The organism is Allobaculum sp. (assembly GCF_047010065.1).
Taxonomy (GTDB): Bacteria; Bacillota_I; Bacilli_A; order Erysipelotrichales; family Erysipelotrichaceae; genus Allobaculum; species Allobaculum fili.
In genome coordinates this window covers 1-16194 of the sequence record NZ_JBKXLD010000002.1, presented here as the reverse complement: position 1 = coordinate 16194, position 16194 = coordinate 1, and the positions used below count along the sequence as shown (strand labels likewise).

The following is a 16194-nucleotide window of genomic DNA, read 5'->3' as shown; positions in this document are numbered from 1 at the left end:
GAAAGTATGGAAAAGACACAGACGCGTCTTGAGCAGCAGGCGAAAGAAAGCGCGGATCGTCTTTCCCCGGATCGCCCGCGCAAATCCGGCCGCTTTGGCACGTTCCTGCGCAGTTTCTTTGCCGCTCGCCCTGTACAAGAAGAGACCGAAGAAATCGAACCGGAAAAAGGGGAATGGGAAGAGATCAGCGCCGAACAGGCCAGCGAACGCGTGACATCTGACCAGGATGCAGAGCCGCTACAGGCAGAGGAAGCTGAACCTGCAGAGCCGGAAAACACAGATTCGAAGATCGACTGAAATTCGGACGGAATTGAAAATATAGCGACTGGCGAAAACGTCCTGCGATTCAAATCCCGTAAAACCCAGGGAGCGCATTCCCGTTTTCCAAAACGGCATGGCCAGATCTGCAGCCAGAGATTTGGTCGTCTTGCAGGGGGTACCGAAAGAGACAGGAGGAGTATTTATGAAACATTCTTTTCCAAATTCACAATTTAAATCGTCCGGGAAAAAAGGACTGCCTTCTGTTTCTTTTCGTACGCTGATCGGCCCGATTGTGGCGCTGTCCGCCCTCTCGCTTATTTATGGGCTGGCCTATACCCAGCTTTTTCTGGGTACGCTTGCACTTTCCGGGATGATGGCGACGCTGCTGCGAATTCTTCTGCTTACGGGATATGGCATCGGTCTGTATGGCGTATGCGTCTGGATCTGGGGGAAAAAAGAAGGCGCATATTCCGGGCGAAGTCTTGGCCGGGCCGGACTCGGTTCGCTTTTTGTGGCGTGGCTCGTTTCGTTTGTTCTGGAACCGCTCAGTTATGCCGCTTCGCCGATCGTGGAAGGCTTCGGCAACGTCCTGGGCATTCTGGCCATCTTCTTTGTGCTGCCTGGCTTGATCGTCTTTTTTCAGGCGGTGTATACGGGAGCAAAAAGCTGGAGCGATCTGTTTTCGACGATAGCAACGCTGTTTCAGAAGGCGCCTGCGAAACGGATCAGCGTCTGGCTGGCCCTGTTTCTGCTTCTGTGGCTTGCCGATCTGTTTTTAGGCGGACCGCTCTGCACCGTATCGACCGGGGCGTTCGCCCGTCTGTTTGCGACGCTCGTTTCGCTTGGCGAGCCGGGCTGCTCGCTCCTGCTTCTTCTCTTTGCCCAGAACGGATCTCTGCCCCCGGCTTTATGGATCGGCTATGGTGTGCAGTTTGTCGCGGTGGTGATTTTGTCGGCGTACGTTCTGGCGTGGCAGGGAAAACTGAGCGAGTCAGACACTGGAGCGGATAGTTCGAAAAACGGGAAACCGCGGTGTTCGCGCAAAGGGGATCGCAAATGAGTACGGGTCTGGAGCTGCTCCGGCTCAGTCCGACGCAGAAAAGCTTTCTGGAGCGAAAGAAGATCGGCAGTCTGGAAGAACTTTTACAGACGTATCCGATTCGCTATATCCCGATTCTGCCCATCGAACAGTGGCAGGAAGGAGAAGAAGTTCTGTTTTGCGGCGAGATTTTGCGCAGTGAAAATCCGCATATGACCGGCATGAAAAAGGGCGTTGTCCGCTTTTTCGTTTCGGCCTGGGGACAGCAAATCGATGTCTCCGTTTTTTTTCAGGGCTACTATCCCCAGTTTCCGCCCGGCAAGACGATTACCGTCTGCGGCACGTGGACCAGAGAGCATAAAGTGCGGGCGACGTGGACCAGCTTTCAAAGTCTGGAAGAGGGCCTGCAGCTGTATCCTGTCTATTCGCTTCCCGTAAAAACGCGGCGCGATACGATGATCCGGCTGATGAAAAAGGCTTTGCCGTATGCGGATCAGATTGACGACCGCATCCCGCAGCGTCTGCGCGAAAAGTACCGTCTGCCGTCCTTAAAACGGGCGCTGGCCATGGTGCACCGGCCAAAAGATGAAGCCGAGCTGGCGCAGGGCGTACGGGCTTTGAAGTACGAAGAGTTTCTGTGCTTTCACGCGGCCAGACTGGCCCAGGCTGAACGGCCGAAAAAAACGGGCCGCATTTTTGATCATTCGCTCATACAGGAAAAAATCGACGCCCTGCCCTTTGTTCTCAGCAAAGATCAGAGCACCGTTCTAAACGAAATTCTTTCGGATCTGGGACGGGACCGGGTCATGTACCGTCTGGTGCAGGGCGATGTCGGCTGCGGAAAAACCGTGGTTGCCGCGCTCAGCCTGTACGCATGTGCGCTTTCCGGCAAGCAGGCGGCGCTGCTGGCGCCGACGGAACTGCTTGCCCGCCAGCATTTGTCCACCCTGCAGTCGATGGGCATTGAAGCCGGACTGTACTGCGGCTCTCTGAAAGTCCGGGAAAAGAAAAAGATTCTCAAGGATCTGAAAGACGGGAAAATTTCCGTCGTGGTCGGCACGCACGCGCTCTTTCAGGAAGGGGTCGAATTTGAATCCCTGGGTCTTGTCATTGCGGATGAGCAGCATCGCTTCGGCGTCCGGCAGCGCCGGGCTCTTATCGAAAAAGGCGTCGAAGCCGACGTGCTTCTGTTAAGCGCGACGCCGATTCCGCGTACCGCGGCCCACTTTTTGTACGGCGATATCGATCTTTCGACAATTAAGACCAAGCCGCCCGGCCGCAAGCCGGTGCTCACACGCGCCTTTTACAGTTCATCCATGAAACCGGTACTTGGCCGTATTCTGGAAGGCATCGAAAAGGAAGGCCGGCAGGTTTACGTGGTGACGCCGGCTGTCGAAGACTGCGGAGAAATGGATCTGCACAGCGCAGAGTCGATTTACGAAGGCATGTCTTCGGTTCTGAAAGACCGCTGCACGATCGGTCTGCTTCATGGAAAGATGAAAGCCGAACAGAAAGAAGGCGTCATGGCTGCCTTTGCGGCTGGCGAAATTCAGATTCTTGTCTCCACGACAGTTATTGAAGTCGGCATCGACGTGTCCAACGCGACGATGATGGTCATTTACGATGCGCATCGCTTCGGCCTTTCCACTTTGCATCAGCTGCGCGGCCGCTGCGCGAGAGGCACGCTGCAGGGGGAATGTTATCTGCTGAGTTCGTCCAAAACGCCGCAGGCCAGAGAACGGCTTTCCGCTCTGGAGCGCATCGATGACGGGTTCGAACTGGCCAGACTCGATCTGCAGCTGCGCGGTCCGGGCGACTTGTTAGGAACCCGCCAGTCGGGACTGCCGGCGTTCATTCTGGGCGATGCCAGCACGGATCTGAAAATGATGGAAATCTGCGCGCGCGACGCGCAGGAAATTCTTGATCATCCTGAAGATATGCAAAATCACAACATGCTTCGCGCGATCGAAAAAGCCAACGCGAAAAGCGCCTATCTCGACTGATCCAGACAAGACCGCTTCAAGCCAGACAAAAAGATGCCGTGATCCAGCGCCTGTCCTGCAAGGGCAGGAAAGCCGGATCGCGGCACCTTTTCTGATTTTTCAATAAAGCGAGACTTCAAAATAAGTGAAGTCAAAATAAAGTCTGTAAGCGAAGTCTGGACTGCAGGCGAACCTTAAAAGGAAAGCTTTTCGACGAGTGCTTCAAAATCCGGCTTTTCCAGTTCGCCCTGCGAAATGGACAGAACGTCCTTTTCGGGGCTGCCGGCATAGCGCGGAACGACATGCACGTGGAAATGGTCGATCGTCTGACCGGCGGCTTCGCGGCAGTTGGCGAAAATGTTGACGCCGTCGGCACCGAGAACTTCGATCTGACGGTTGCCGACCTGACGGGCAACGGAAAAGACTTTGGCGAGCAGCGCATCGTCGGCTTCGAGAAGCGAGGGCACATGCGTTTTGGGGATGACGAGGGCGTGGCCGAGAGCAGCCGGATTGATGTCAAGAATCACGCGGACATCTTCATCCTCATATAAAGTAGAAGAGGGGATCTCTCCTTGAGAAATGGAACAGAACAGGCAATCCATAAACGAGACAAAGCTCCTTTCCTGACCGCGAAAACGTGCGGCATATCACTGAACAAGTGAAAAGCCAGGCTAAGGGGAGGCCTGACTCTTCATAAGGGGACTAACTGTATGAATATCGCGGATATTCGATACATAACGACAAAGCCGTGGGCAGCTCTGCCGTTCAAATTGTAGCACATTGGCCCACTGTTCAAACCAGAAATGTATGATTCCCCCATCACAAACGGTTCAGAAACCGTGTTTTGCCCGCCGCGGTGGGGGCCAAAGCCCTCGGGAAACCCGTTTCCCACACAGCCAATCCCATAAAATATGAATGTAGTACAGAAAGGAAACCGTTTCGTGAAAAATGAGGATCCTGCCTGGAGAACGGGCTCATCCCGGGAGTATGGGATGCAGTTCCTGTACGATGGGTAAGCGGTTTTTCGTGTGTACGGCTGTATTTTTGCCGGATGGCGGAACGGTTGCTATAATTTCAGACGAGGATTTTTACCATGATCAATATGACATTTTCCCAGGCTGCCTCGCTTTGCGGCGGCCGTTTATTCCATACAGACGGGACAGCTTCCTTCACCGGCGCCGCATCGGATTCGCGTGCCGTAAAGGAAGGCATGCTTTTTGTGCCGCTGATCGGTGCCCGCAGCGACGGCCACGCGTTTGCCAAAGACGTGAAAAAGGCCGGCGCAGCCGGAATGCTGTGGAAAAAAGGCCATCCTGGAAAGCCCGAAGATCTGCCGCTCATTGAGGTGGATGATGTCGTCGAAGCCTTTGGAAAAATTGCCCGCGGCTGGCTGATGGAAGTCGATCCGATGGTGGTCGGCGTAACCGGAAGCAACGGAAAAACTTCGACCAAGGATTTCTGCGCCTCCCTTTTTGGAACGACGAAGAAAACATGGAAAACGCAGGGCAACCGCAATACGGAAATCGGTCTGCCGCTGACGATCTGTGAAATGCCGATCGATACGGAAGTGCTGATTCTGGAAATGGGCATGGAAAACAAAGGCGAAATCGCCTATTTGTGCACCATCGCGCCGCTCGATATCGCAATTATCGCGTCCATTGGTTCGGCCCATATGGAAAATCTGGGCTCCATTGAAAACATCGCCGCGGCCAAATGCGAAATCCTGAGTTCGCTCAAACCGTTTGGTACGCTGGTCTATAACGCCGCTTCGCCTGAACTCGTTAAAGTCCTCGCTGATCAGCCGCTCGATCCGACCTGGCAGCTGGTCGCCTTTGGAGAGGGCACAGACTTTGCGCCTGAAAATCTGCAGATGACCCGGCACGGCTTTTCCTTTACGCTGCCAAGCCTTGGCAGCGATACCTATGTCGTTCGCTGTGCCAATCCGGTTCAGGCGGACAACGCGACAGCCGCCCTTCTGGCGGCAAGAGCCGGCGAGATTCGAAAGGATCTCTGGTCCAAGGCTATTGAAGAAACTGAGCTGACGCCTATGCGCGGACAGATTCGTCCGTTCGGACAGGCTTCGCTCTTTGACGATACGTATAAATCCAACCCGGAATCCGCAAGAGCCGCGCTCGATGCGCTGATGCAGATTCCCGCCAAAGTCCACGTCGCCGTACTGAGCGACATGCTCGATCTGGGCAGTACGGAGCAGGAACTCCACCGCCAGATCGGCGAATACGCAAGCCAGCTGGGCGTGGACCGGCTTTACACCTGGGGTCCGCTTTCCAAAGCCGTACACGACGGCTTTGACGGATACAAGGTTCATTTTGAAAACAAGATCGACATGATCCGGGCCGTTCGCAAACTGGATCAGCTTGATGCGGCCATTCTGGTCAAAGGCAGCCGAAGCATGCACATGGAAGATGTAATTCAGGGCTGTCTGGAAGGAGAAAACATGAAAAAGATTCGTCTTGGCATTCTTTTTGGAGGACAGAGCAGTGAGTACTCCGTTTCTCTTCATTCCGCGGCTTCCTTTTTGCGCTCTCTGAATACAGAACGTTATGAAACGACGCTGATCGGCATTTCCCGCGACGGAAAGTTTTATCGCTACCTGGGCGACGCGTCCGCCATCGAACACGATGAATGGATGGCGCAGGCCCGTCCAATCGCCTGGGTAAACAAAGGCATTTATGACTTTGAGACGAAGGAGACGATCGATCTCGATGTCTGCTTCCCGGTTCTCCACGGCAAAAATGGAGAAGACGGCGCCATCGCCGGCATGCTGCAGATGTTTGATCTGCCCTGCGTCGGCTGCGACATTCTGGGCGCTGCCATCTGCATGGACAAGGAAGTCATGCACCGCCTGTGCGATCAGGCCGGCATTCCGGCTGCAGAATACATCTGCATTAACGAACGCGATCCGCTGCCTTCCTTTGACGAAGTGCGTGCACAGATCGAACTGCCGTGGATCATTAAGCCGTGCAACGCCGGCAGCTCCTATGGCGTAGCGTTCGTGGAAAACGAAGACCAGTACGAAAAGGCAGTAAAAGACGCCTTCAAATACGACGGCCGCGGCAAGATTCTCGTGGAAAAAGCCATTCAGGGCTTTGAAATCGGCTGCGCGGTCATGGGCGATCAGACGCTGTTCGCCGGCGAGATCGATGAAATCGAAATGAAGAGCAAAGTCTTCGATTTCGAAGGCAAGTACGCTATGAAAGATTCCGCCATTTACTGCCCGGCCCGCATTTCGCACGAAAAAGCCGAACAGGCCAGAGAGCTTGCGAAAAAAGTGTTCCGTACCCTGTGCTGCCGCGATATGGCGCGCGTGGATATGTTTATTGAAGACACGGGCCGCATTCTGCTCAATGAAGTCAACACCATTCCTGGATTCACCGATACCAGCCGCTATCCGACCATGATGGCCAAAGCCGGACGTCCTTTCACTCAGCTGATCGATGAACTTGTCGATCTGGCGATGGTAAAGAAGCGCGAGGCATAAGGGGCATGAACGAATTCAACCAGACTCTGAATCCAAACGCGGAAACTGCCGCTGCCGATGTACAAGGAAATCCGGAAAACGAAACGCCGGCGTTTGAAGATGCGCGCGCGATCGCCTATGTGAACCATTTTGACTCGCAGGCGTATACAGACATGATCGCGCCGCTGCGCACCTGGGCGGAAATCCGTCTCGATCAGATTGGTCATAACATGGAAGAAGTCCGCCGTCTGTGCGGCAAGACCGATATCATCGGCATTCTCAAAGCCGACGCCTATGGCCATGGCGCCGTTGCCTGCGGTAAGGCGCTGCAGCGAGCGGGCGTGGAGTTTTTCGCCGTCGCCTGCATTGACGAAGCCATTGAACTGCGCAAAGCCGGCATCAGCGATCCAATCCTGATTCTTGGCTATACGCCCAATTCCCGCTTTGACGAACTGATCGAATACGATCTGATTCAGTCCGCGCTCTCCAAGGATTTCGCGCACGCGCTTTCCGACTACGGACAGACGCACGGCACGAAAATGCGCGTACACGTCAAAGCCGATACGGGCATGAACCGCACCGGCCTGCTTTACGAAGCCAATGCCCGGCACTTTAACGACTTCGTAGAAGTCTTTGAACTACCCGGTCTGCAGATTGAAGGCATTTTCTCGCATTTTCCCGTCAGCGATGATCTCGCCTTCGACAGCCGCAAGTTTACCCGTTCGCAGATGAAGCTGTTTGACGAACTGATTTTCCGCCTGCAGGAAAAAGGGTACGATACCGGCGCCAGGCACATTCAGAACTCCTATGGCATTCTCAACTACATGGATGCCGGCTACGACTACTGCCGCCCGGGTCTGCTGTACATGGGCATTACCAGCGATGACGAAGTGCCGATCGCTTCGCAGCCGGACTTTGTTCCGATTCTTTCGCTGAAGACGAAAGTGTCCATGGTCAAGACGATCCCGGATCAGGCGACCGTTTCCTACGGCCGTCACTACACGGCGCACGGTCCGCGTCAGATCGCGTCGCTGGCCATCGGCTACGCGGACGGTCTGTCGAGAGCCTGTTCGAACAAGGGCCTGATGGTGTCCATTCGCGGGCATCTCGTTCCGATTGTCGGCAACATCTGCATGGACCAGTGCATGGTCGATATCACCGGATTTGACGACATCGAAGCCGGCGATACAGCGGTACTGATCGGCCAGGACGGGGATAACGTGCTCAAGGTCGATGAAATCAGCCGCAAGGCCGGAACGATCAACAACGAAACGCTTTCCATTCTGACCCGCCGCGTCAAGCGCATCTACTTCGACGAAGACGGAAACCTCGCGTAAAAAGTTAAAAAGAATGGAATGGAATCCAGACTGCACGAAAGAATACTGTATTGAATCCAGACAACAGACCGCCGCTGCGGAAAACGATTCGGTTTCCCGCTTGCGGCGGCTTTTGTGCTTTGATTCGCTTTTCTGCTAAACTGTAAACGGTTTTGGCTTCTTTTTTGCCAGACTGAAAACTCTACGTGAAAAACGCATCGCTTTTCGGACGCGATTACATCCCAATACACACCTATACAGCCGCAGCCTGCCGATTTGACGCCAGGACTTCCGGCTTTGAAAGGAGAGGTCTGTCTTGAAATCAAAACGCGAATATCCGGCGATTGATATCGCAAAATATATTGGCGCTCTGCTGGTGGTCGCTATTCATACGTTCCCGTTTGCGGACATCTCAGAGTCTTTCAACCTGTTTTTTATCGCCACGATCTGCCGCCTGGCAGTCCCGATGTTTTTTGTCTGCAGCAGCTTTTTTCTCCTTCAGAAAATCGATCGTACCCCCGGTCATGAAGGGCAGAACCGTCAGGCGCTGATGCATACGCTCAAGCGTCTGGGCATTCTCTATCTCATCTGGACGGTCATTTATTTGCCGTATACGATCTGGAACTACGCGTCCGTCGGCTTTTCCTTCTCGGCCCTGCTTGGCTGGATCCGAGACTTCTTTTTAAACGGTTCCTATTATCATCTGTGGTTTTTGCCGGCGCTGATGCTTGGACTGGCCATTGTGTACTGGCTCTACACGCGCAAGGGCATGCGGGATACGCTCATGATCTGTCTGGCGCTCTATCTGTTTGGCTGGCTGGTCAACTGCTTTGGCCCCATGTGGGAAGGCCTGCCGGTTGTCTCGGTCATTTATGGATTTATCCTGAAGCTTCTCGGTACGGTACGCGATGGTATCTTCTTTGCGCCGATCTTTGTCCTGATCGGACTGGGCGCTTCGAAGCTGCGCCGCATGCGGCTGCAGGCGAGTGCGACAGGCTTTGCGATCTCGTTTGTATGCCTGATACTGGAAGTAACCCTCTATGCCTGGATGGGCGTTCTGACAGATAAAAGCTGCATGTACCTGACGCTGGTACCGGCGATGTATTTTCTGATGCAGATGCTCATCGGCTATCGCCTTCCGTCCAAGCCGGTGTATAAGACGATGCGCAAGGAAGCGACCGGCATTTACGTCAGCCACATTCTGTTTGCCCGCATTCTTCTGCTGCTGATGCCCAATGTGCATCTGGCGGTTTACCTGGGCACGCTGGCCTGCTCGCAGGGTCTGGCGACGCTGATCGTAAGAGGACAGAAAAAGGCAGAGTGGCTGAAATGGCTGGTTTAAATTATGATTAGAATTCATCAGGTAAAATGTGAGGATCCAAAAGAAATTGAATCCCGGCTTCTGAAAAAACTGAATATGTCAAAAAAGGATCTTTTGAGCTGGTCCGTACATCGCAAAAGCGTGGACGCCAGAGGACAGAGGGTCCTTTTTTCCTTTGTGATCGATGCCGAAGTGCGGCACGAAAAGAAATACCTCAAAAACCGCGATGTGACGATCGCACCCGACGAAACGTTCCGTTTTGAAGCGATGGGTACTGAGCCGCTGGCCGGACGGCCGGTCGTTGCGGGCTTTGGGCCGGCGGGTCTCTTCGCAGCGCTGCTTCTGGCGCAGTACGGGTACAAGCCGATTATTATTGAACGCGGCGCGCCGATTGAAGAGCGGCAGAAAGATGTCGAACGCTTCTGGAAAGAAGGCGTTCTCGATCCGGAAAGCAACGTGCAGTTTGGCATGGGCGGCGCCGGCGCCTTTTCCGACGGCAAGCTGACGACCCGCTCCAAGGATCTGCGCACGCGAAAAATCTTTGACGAACTCGTCCGCTTTGGTGCTAATAAAAATATCCTTTACGAGCAGCATCCTCATGTCGGTACCGACGGCTTTGTTTCGATTTTGAAAAATGCCCGGGCGGAAATTGAATCGCTGGGCGGAACGTTCCTGTTCCATACCCGGCTGGCCGGTCTTGGTCTGGAGAAATCGGGTCCAGATGGGCACGACGTTCTGCAGTCCATTACCCTGAAGGGATCCGGTATTCAAAACGCCCGCGCAATTTTAAAGGAGAAGGGTCTGGAGAATCTGATTGTGTCTTCGGATTTGAACGACTCGAACGAAAAAGAGGACTTCCTGCAGATTCGCTGCATGGCGCTGATTGCGGCGATCGGCCATTCGGCTGGCGATACGCTGCGGATGCTGGCGAAAAGCCATGTGCAGATGGAAAACAAGCCGTTTGCGATCGGCGTGCGCATCGAACACGATCAGAAATTTATTGATCAGGCCATGCTGAAAGATCACGCGACGGATCCGCTGCTCATTCCGGCCCGCTATCAGGTAACCGCCAAAACTTCGACGGGAAAAGGCGTCTACAGCTTCTGCATGTGTCCGGGCGGCTACGTAATTGCGGCATCGAGCACGCCGGAAACGGTTGTTGTCAACGGAATGAGCTATCATGATCGAGGCGGCAAAAATGCCAACGCGGCTCTTCTTGTACAAGTCGATGAAACCGACACCGGATCGGATCTGTTCGCCGGTCTCGACTATCAGGAACAGCTCGAAAAGGCGGCCTGGAAACTGTCGAACAGCTACCGGGCGCCGGTTCAGCTCGCTTCCGATTTTGTACAGGGAAACGTCTCGGACCATTTTGAAGGCGTGCTGCCCACGTATCCCTTAGGGACCGTGTTTACGGATTTTCAGACGCTGCTTCCGGCACCGATCGCTTCCTCTTTAAAAGAAGCGCTGCTGTCCTTTGAAGAAAAAATTCCGGGATTTCTGGACGGTGCACTGTTAACGGGTGTGGAAACCCGTTCAAGCAGTGCCATTCGCGTATTCCGGGATAAGGAAAGCCTGCTTTCAAGCGTATACGGTCTGTATCCCTGCGGGGAAGGCGCCGGCTATTCCGGCGGCATTATGACCTCCGCGCTCGATGGTCTGCGCTGTGCCATGGCCCTGATGGAGCGTTTTGACAATTCTTCAAAATCCCCTATACAATGAGAAAAACCATGACTTTGCTGCTGCCCGAACGATCCATTCGACGCTATCTGGATCTGGATATCCGCCAGCTGAAAAAAGACGGAATCCGGATTTTGTTCGTCGACATCGACAATACAATTTCCGCATACGGCGATACGAAAATTTCCAACGAAGCCGCGGCATTTCTGCGCCGCGTGCGCCACTCTGGCATTGAACCCGTGCTGCTGACCAACAACACGAAAAAGCACGTCGAAGACGTGCTGGGCGGCCGGCCCGCGGGCGAACTGCTGACGTTCTGCCTGAAACCGCTGCCCCATAAAGTGCATCGCTTTTTAAAAAAGCGGAGCGTCAGGGCCAGTCAGGCCGCCATTGTCGGCGATCAGCTGTATACCGATATGCTTTGCGGGCGAATTTCGGGCATGCATACCATTTTATGCGGCAGACTGTCCGAGACGGAACGCAAGGATACTTCGATCATGCGGGCCCTCGAAAATGCTGCCTACACGTATTACGAAAAGAAACACAAAATAGATCGGAGGGACGGATATGTCCGAATACTGTAAAGGGTGCGGCGTAAAGCTCCAGAATGAAGACCCCAAAGCCTTAGGCTATACGCCATCCCTGGACGCCGATTACTGCCAGCGCTGCTACCGCCTTCGCCACTACGGCGATGTGACGATTAACATGCAGCAGGGCATCGCGGCGGAAGAGACCCTGAAAAAAGTCAATGAACTCGACGGCATCGTATTCTGGACCGTCGATCTGTTCAATCTCGAAAGCAATCTGATCAGCCGCCTCAACCAGCGGATTCCCGGCAAGCCCGTGGTCATGGTTCTGACCAAGCGGGACGTGCTGCCCGTTACGCTGAGCGACGAAAAGATTAAAAGCTACGTTTCGCGCCGCCTGAAAGAAGAAAACATTCAGGTGGAAGACATTCTGATTGCCGGCTACATGACCAAAGGCTCAGAAAAAAGCGAAGAAATTCTCGAAACGATTTCCCAGACGGCCGACCGCCTGGGCGAAAAGAAAAACGTTATCTTCATGGGACTCGCCAACTCCGGCAAGTCCACTCTGGTCAACCGCCTGCTCCACAGCAGGGAACTGACCATTTCCCGCAACCCGGGAACCACCCTCGACGTGATTTCCCGTCCCTGGCGCGATCGAATTCTGTACGATACGCCGGGTCTGGAAAATCCAAAGTCGTATCTGGCGTGGCTGCCGGCGGACATGCTCAAAAGCGTGATCCCCGTCAAGCCGATCAAGCCCTACATCTGCCAGATTTTTGAAGATCAGTCCTTTGCAGCCGGCGGACTGGCGCGCATGGACGTGGTCTGCTCGAAAAAGGCCAGCATTGTCGGCTACTTCTCCCCGGGCGTGCCTATTCACCGCGGCAAGAAAAGCGATGCCGACCGTCTGTGGAACGAGCATCTGATGGAGATGCTTTCGCCGGCCATCGATCACTCGATGGAAACGATGCAGGCATGGCATGCGCCAAAGCTCAAACCCGGTCAGAAAATGGATGTAGTCATCCAGGGACTGGGATGGTTCTGCGTATCGGGGGACATTTCCTCGATCACGGTTTACGCCCACAAGGGCATTCAGATTACATTTCGAAAGGCGATGATTTAAATGTTAAGCGCACAGAACAAAAAGAAACTCAGAACGCTGGCGATGAATCTCCCCAGCATGATCCAGATTGGAAAAGGAAACCTTTCAGAAGCGCTCTTTGAAAGCCTTTCTAACGATCTGGAAGCCCACGAACTCGTCAAGGTGACGATGCAGAAGACGGCCGCGATTTCGGTCCGCGAGGCGGCGATTGAATGCGCCAGCCAGACCGGAAGCGATATCGTACAGATTATCGGCCGCACCTTTACGCTTTACCGCAGAAATCCGGATAAGAAGACGGGGATTCTCTGATGAAAAAAGTTGCTCTGTTAGGCGGATCGTTTGATCCCGTACACAATGGCCATATTGCCATGGCCAATGCAGCATTAGAGCAGCTTGGCGCGGATGAAGTCTGGTTCGTTCCCGCGCGGATTTCCCCTTTAAAAGACCGGGTACTCACCGATCCGGTCCATCGACTCAACATGCTTCGGCTGGCCTGCCAGCAGAACGAACACTTTCGCATCAGCGACGTGGAGTTCAAGCGCAACGGCACCAGCTATACGATCGATACGATCCGAACGCTGAAAAAGCAGTTTGACGATATTGAATTTTACTGGCTGATCGGCGCCGATCAGGCCGCTCAGTTTGAAGAATGGAAAGACTGGCAGCAGCTGCTTAAGGAAGCGCACTTTGTGGTCGCCGACCGCCAGCAGCAGCTCGACTTGCTGAAAAAGGACTACGGAATGATCCGTCTGTCCATGGAACCGGTCGACGTATCTTCTTCGCAGATTCGTACGGGATTTCGTCTGAATCTCATGCCCGAGAGCGTACGTCAGTACTGCCTCGATCACGAACTGTATCTGCCGGCCTGGATCCAGCCGCAGATGGATCCGGCGCGCTTTGCCCATTCCTGCAGCGTCGCCAGACTTTGCCGGGAGCTTGCCAGAGCCCATCATCTCGATGAGCACAAGGCGTGGCTGATCGGACTCTTTCATGACATCGCCAAGGATCTTCCTAAGGAAGAACAGGCCAAATGGGTCAAGGCAGCGTTTCCGCCCTCCGCCCTGCAGGAACACCACGCCATCTGGCACGGCTATGCCGGCAGTGAAATTGTGTGGCGCATTTACGGCCTGTACGATCCGGTGATTCGCAACGCAATTTCCAATCATGTCAAAGGCACGAGCTATGATCCTTACGCGATGATCGTGTTTGTCAGCGACAAGCTCGATCCGCTGCGCGGCTACGATTCCAGCGCCCTCTATCATGCCTGCCTGCATGATCTGTATAATGGTTTCCTGCTGGTCAAAGCAGAAAACAAAGCCTATCTCGAAAAGGAGAGACAAAAAAATGGACGTACTTGATCTTGTACTCAAGGCAATCAGCGAGAAAAAAGGAACCGATATCGAAGTGTACGATACCCGCACCATGACACCGTTCATGGATACGATGGTCATCGCTTCGGCCGGCAACCTCAAACAGAATCTTGCCATTGCTCAGAATATTAAGGACCGGCTGTTCGAAGCCGGCTGGAAAGGCGAAGTCCGCATGGAAGGCGGCCAGGAATCCAAATGGATTCTGGTGGACCTCAAGGATATCGTCATCCACCTCTTTACCGGCGAGGAAAGAAAGCTGTATTCGCTTGATCGCCTGTATGAGGAATGCCCTGTTACCCGTTACGAATAACGACACCTGGCCGCCTTGCCTGCAGGGCGGCTTTTGTAAAGACACATTTACCATGAAGCAAAGTTCGATCCGGCTTTGCAGACAGGGGGAGGCGCTGATGCGTTTGAAGCATTCGATGCGTTTGATGGGTACGATGGATTCGACGCATTCGATGCGCTCAATGCCTGTCCTGACTCCCTGTTTCCTGCAGAATCGGATCTTAAACAGAAGGCGGTACGACTATGGCAATTTATGAAACACTTGGCCGATACTATGACGCCCTCGTCAAGGACGATCAGGCGGCCGACCAGTGGGTGGACTGGATCGAATCGTTCCATCCCGGCAAAACGGTTCTGGAACTGGCCTGCGGCAGCGGGGAAATTACCGAGCGACTAGCCAAGCAGCACGATGTGACGGCGCTCGATCTTTCCCAGAACATGATCGATGCCGCAAAAGCCAAACCCGGCAGCGAAAATATCACCTTTTTACAGGGCGATATGCGCGATCTGTCCGGCCTGTCCAGGTTTGATATGATCGGCTGCTTTTGCGATTCGTTCAACTATCTTGAAGACAAGGACGAAGTGCGCGCGTTTTTAAAAGAAGTGCGGGCGCATCTGAACGAGGGCGGTCTGTTTCTTTTTGACAGCCATTCGCTCTGCCGTCTCGATGAGTTTGCCGAAGAATACGAAGAAGCCGGCGAATTTGATGACGGCGTGCAGGTACAGTGGGTGATCACGGCGCAGGACGATAAAATTTATCAGGACTTCGCCTTCTACTTTGACGATCGCACTGTCGAAGAACATCACATGCAGACGGTCTTCTCCGACACGGATTTAAAAGAGATGCTCGAAGAAGACTTTGAAATTCTCCAGTTTTCCGGCGACTTTAACGAAGCCCCGCTCGAGGACTGCGAAAAGTATTTCATCGCCTGCAAAGCCAGACCGGCTAAGTAACACCAGTCAGATTCGACGTATACGATAAAGCCATGCGTCTCGCAATTTTTATGGAAGAGGCCGCCGGCTTTATCCCCGAGGCAGAAGCGCTATAAAGTCTTCTGCGAAGCAAGGAGGAAAAACATGCTTGGATTTATCGCAGCCATGCCCCAGGAGCAGAAGGCGATTACCGATCAGATGACGGATGTGGAAGTCCGCACAATTGCGGAAGCTGCCTTTTACAAAGGCCATCTGGCCGATGAAGAAATCGTTGTCGCGCTTTCCGGCGTCGGAAAAGTCGCCGCGGCTATTGCTTCGACGCTGCTTTGCGAAAACTATCATCCCGATGCTCTGCTTTCGATCGGCGTAGCGGGCGGCCTGAAAGAAGGCCAGCACGTCGGCGAACTCGTTTTCTCGGATTATGCCATTCAGGCCGATTACGATACGTCGGCAATCGACGGAAAAGACGGAATCGGCAAAGTGTTCACCGCATCCAGAGACCTGCTCGAACGCGCCGAAGCCGCCGCAAAAGAAGCGGGACTGACGTATACCACAGGCTCTGTGGCGACGCAGGATCTGTTCATGGCGTATGAAGATGACTTCAAAAAGCTGTTTTCCCGCTTTCCGCAGAGTGCGTGCAGCGAAATGGAAGGCGGCGCGATCGCGCAGGTCGCCAGCCAGTTTGGTCTGCCGTTTCTGATCATCCGCACGCTCAGCGACATTGTCGGTCACACCGACAACCCGGTAGAGTTCAGCTCGTTTGTGGAATCGTCCTCGCAGGCTGCGGGACGCTTTGTCAAAATGTTCTGCACCCGATAAGCAGACGGAAATGCAATAGAAATACAGTAAGCGTCAAATAAAAGACGGGTATTTTCTCGACCGCCTCCTTGGGATAAT

Annotated in this window: 15 protein-coding genes; 14 read left to right on the top strand and 1 reads right to left on the bottom strand. The window is 53.9% G+C overall.

Annotation, left to right across the window (positions count from 1 at the left end):
- The 3 genes from ACLUYS_RS00305 to ACLUYS_RS00295 all read left to right on the top strand — a co-directional run.
- On the top strand, positions 1 to 297 hold a 297-nt coding region (locus tag ACLUYS_RS00305), incomplete at its 5' end, for a hypothetical protein (RefSeq protein ID WP_412658593.1).
- 166 nt (positions 298 to 463) lie between these two features.
- Positions 464 to 1321, top strand: coding sequence for a hypothetical protein (locus ACLUYS_RS00300; protein WP_412658592.1), 858 nt, complete (start codon positions 464 to 466; stop codon positions 1319 to 1321).
- A complete protein-coding gene (locus ACLUYS_RS00295) occupies positions 1318 to 3303 on the top strand; it encodes an ATP-dependent DNA helicase RecG (protein ID WP_288875713.1) in 1986 nt (661 codons plus the stop codon). The genes ACLUYS_RS00300 and ACLUYS_RS00295 overlap by 4 nt, the downstream gene beginning before the upstream one ends.
- 173 nt (positions 3304 to 3476) lie before the next feature.
- Here the strand turns inward: ACLUYS_RS00295 and ACLUYS_RS00290 are convergent, their stop codons facing one another.
- Positions 3477 to 3884, bottom strand: a complete 408-nt coding sequence (locus tag ACLUYS_RS00290) for an HIT family protein (RefSeq protein WP_230267146.1) — start codon at positions 3882 to 3884, stop codon at positions 3477 to 3479.
- 491 nt (positions 3885 to 4375) lie between these two features.
- On the opposite strand from ACLUYS_RS00290, the gene murF reads away from it, so the two are divergent.
- The 11 genes from murF to ACLUYS_RS00235 all read left to right on the top strand — a co-directional run bounded on the left by murF (position 4376) and on the right by ACLUYS_RS00235 (position 16116).
- On the top strand, positions 4376 to 6781 hold the full coding sequence (murF, locus tag ACLUYS_RS00285; protein WP_369413419.1) for a UDP-N-acetylmuramoyl-tripeptide--D-alanyl-D-alanine ligase: 2406 nt from the start codon (positions 4376 to 4378) through the stop codon (positions 6779 to 6781).
- 5 nt (positions 6782 to 6786) lie between these two features.
- Positions 6787 to 8097 carry an alanine racemase gene (alr, locus tag ACLUYS_RS00280; protein WP_412658589.1) on the top strand — a complete coding sequence of 437 codons (1311 nt, stop codon included), beginning with the start codon at positions 6787 to 6789 and terminating at the stop codon, positions 8095 to 8097.
- Positions 8098 to 8392: 295 nt separating this feature from the next.
- Positions 8393 to 9418, top strand: coding sequence for an acyltransferase family protein (locus ACLUYS_RS00275; RefSeq protein WP_412658588.1), 1026 nt, complete (start codon positions 8393 to 8395; stop codon positions 9416 to 9418).
- Positions 9419 to 9493: 75 nt separating this feature from the next.
- Complete coding sequence (locus ACLUYS_RS00270; RefSeq protein WP_412658586.1) at positions 9494 to 11119, top strand: NAD(P)/FAD-dependent oxidoreductase; 1626 nt, start codon at positions 9494 to 9496, stop codon at positions 11117 to 11119.
- Positions 11120 to 11127: 8 nt separating this feature from the next.
- Positions 11128 to 11661 carry a YqeG family HAD IIIA-type phosphatase gene (locus ACLUYS_RS00265; RefSeq protein ID WP_230267150.1) on the top strand — a complete coding sequence of 178 codons (534 nt, stop codon included), beginning with the start codon at positions 11128 to 11130 and terminating at the stop codon, positions 11659 to 11661.
- A complete protein-coding gene (locus tag ACLUYS_RS00260; RefSeq protein ID WP_230267151.1) occupies positions 11645 to 12727 on the top strand; it encodes a GTPase in 1083 nt (360 codons plus the stop codon). Before ACLUYS_RS00265 ends, ACLUYS_RS00260 begins: the two co-directional genes overlap by 17 nt.
- Complete coding sequence (locus ACLUYS_RS00255; protein WP_230267152.1) at positions 12728 to 13015, top strand: YhbY family RNA-binding protein; 288 nt, start codon at positions 12728 to 12730, stop codon at positions 13013 to 13015. It abuts the gene before it with no gap.
- Positions 13015 to 14064: a nicotinate (nicotinamide) nucleotide adenylyltransferase gene (gene nadD, locus ACLUYS_RS00250; protein WP_230267153.1), complete on the top strand. Its 1050-nt coding sequence runs from the start codon at positions 13015 to 13017 to the stop codon at positions 14062 to 14064. Before ACLUYS_RS00255 ends, nadD begins: the two co-directional genes overlap by 1 nt.
- A complete protein-coding gene (rsfS, locus tag ACLUYS_RS00245) occupies positions 14051 to 14386 on the top strand; it encodes a ribosome silencing factor (protein ID WP_230267154.1) in 336 nt (111 codons plus the stop codon). Before nadD ends, rsfS begins: the two co-directional genes overlap by 14 nt.
- 221 nt (positions 14387 to 14607) lie before the next feature.
- Positions 14608 to 15318 carry a class I SAM-dependent DNA methyltransferase gene (locus ACLUYS_RS00240; RefSeq protein WP_230267155.1) on the top strand — a complete coding sequence of 237 codons (711 nt, stop codon included), beginning with the start codon at positions 14608 to 14610 and terminating at the stop codon, positions 15316 to 15318.
- 123 nt (positions 15319 to 15441) lie between these two features.
- Positions 15442 to 16116 (top strand): 5'-methylthioadenosine/adenosylhomocysteine nucleosidase, encoded by a 675-nt coding sequence (locus tag ACLUYS_RS00235; RefSeq protein ID WP_412658583.1) that lies wholly within the window; start codon positions 15442 to 15444, stop codon positions 16114 to 16116.
- The last annotated feature ends 78 nt before the right edge of the window (positions 16117 to 16194 follow it).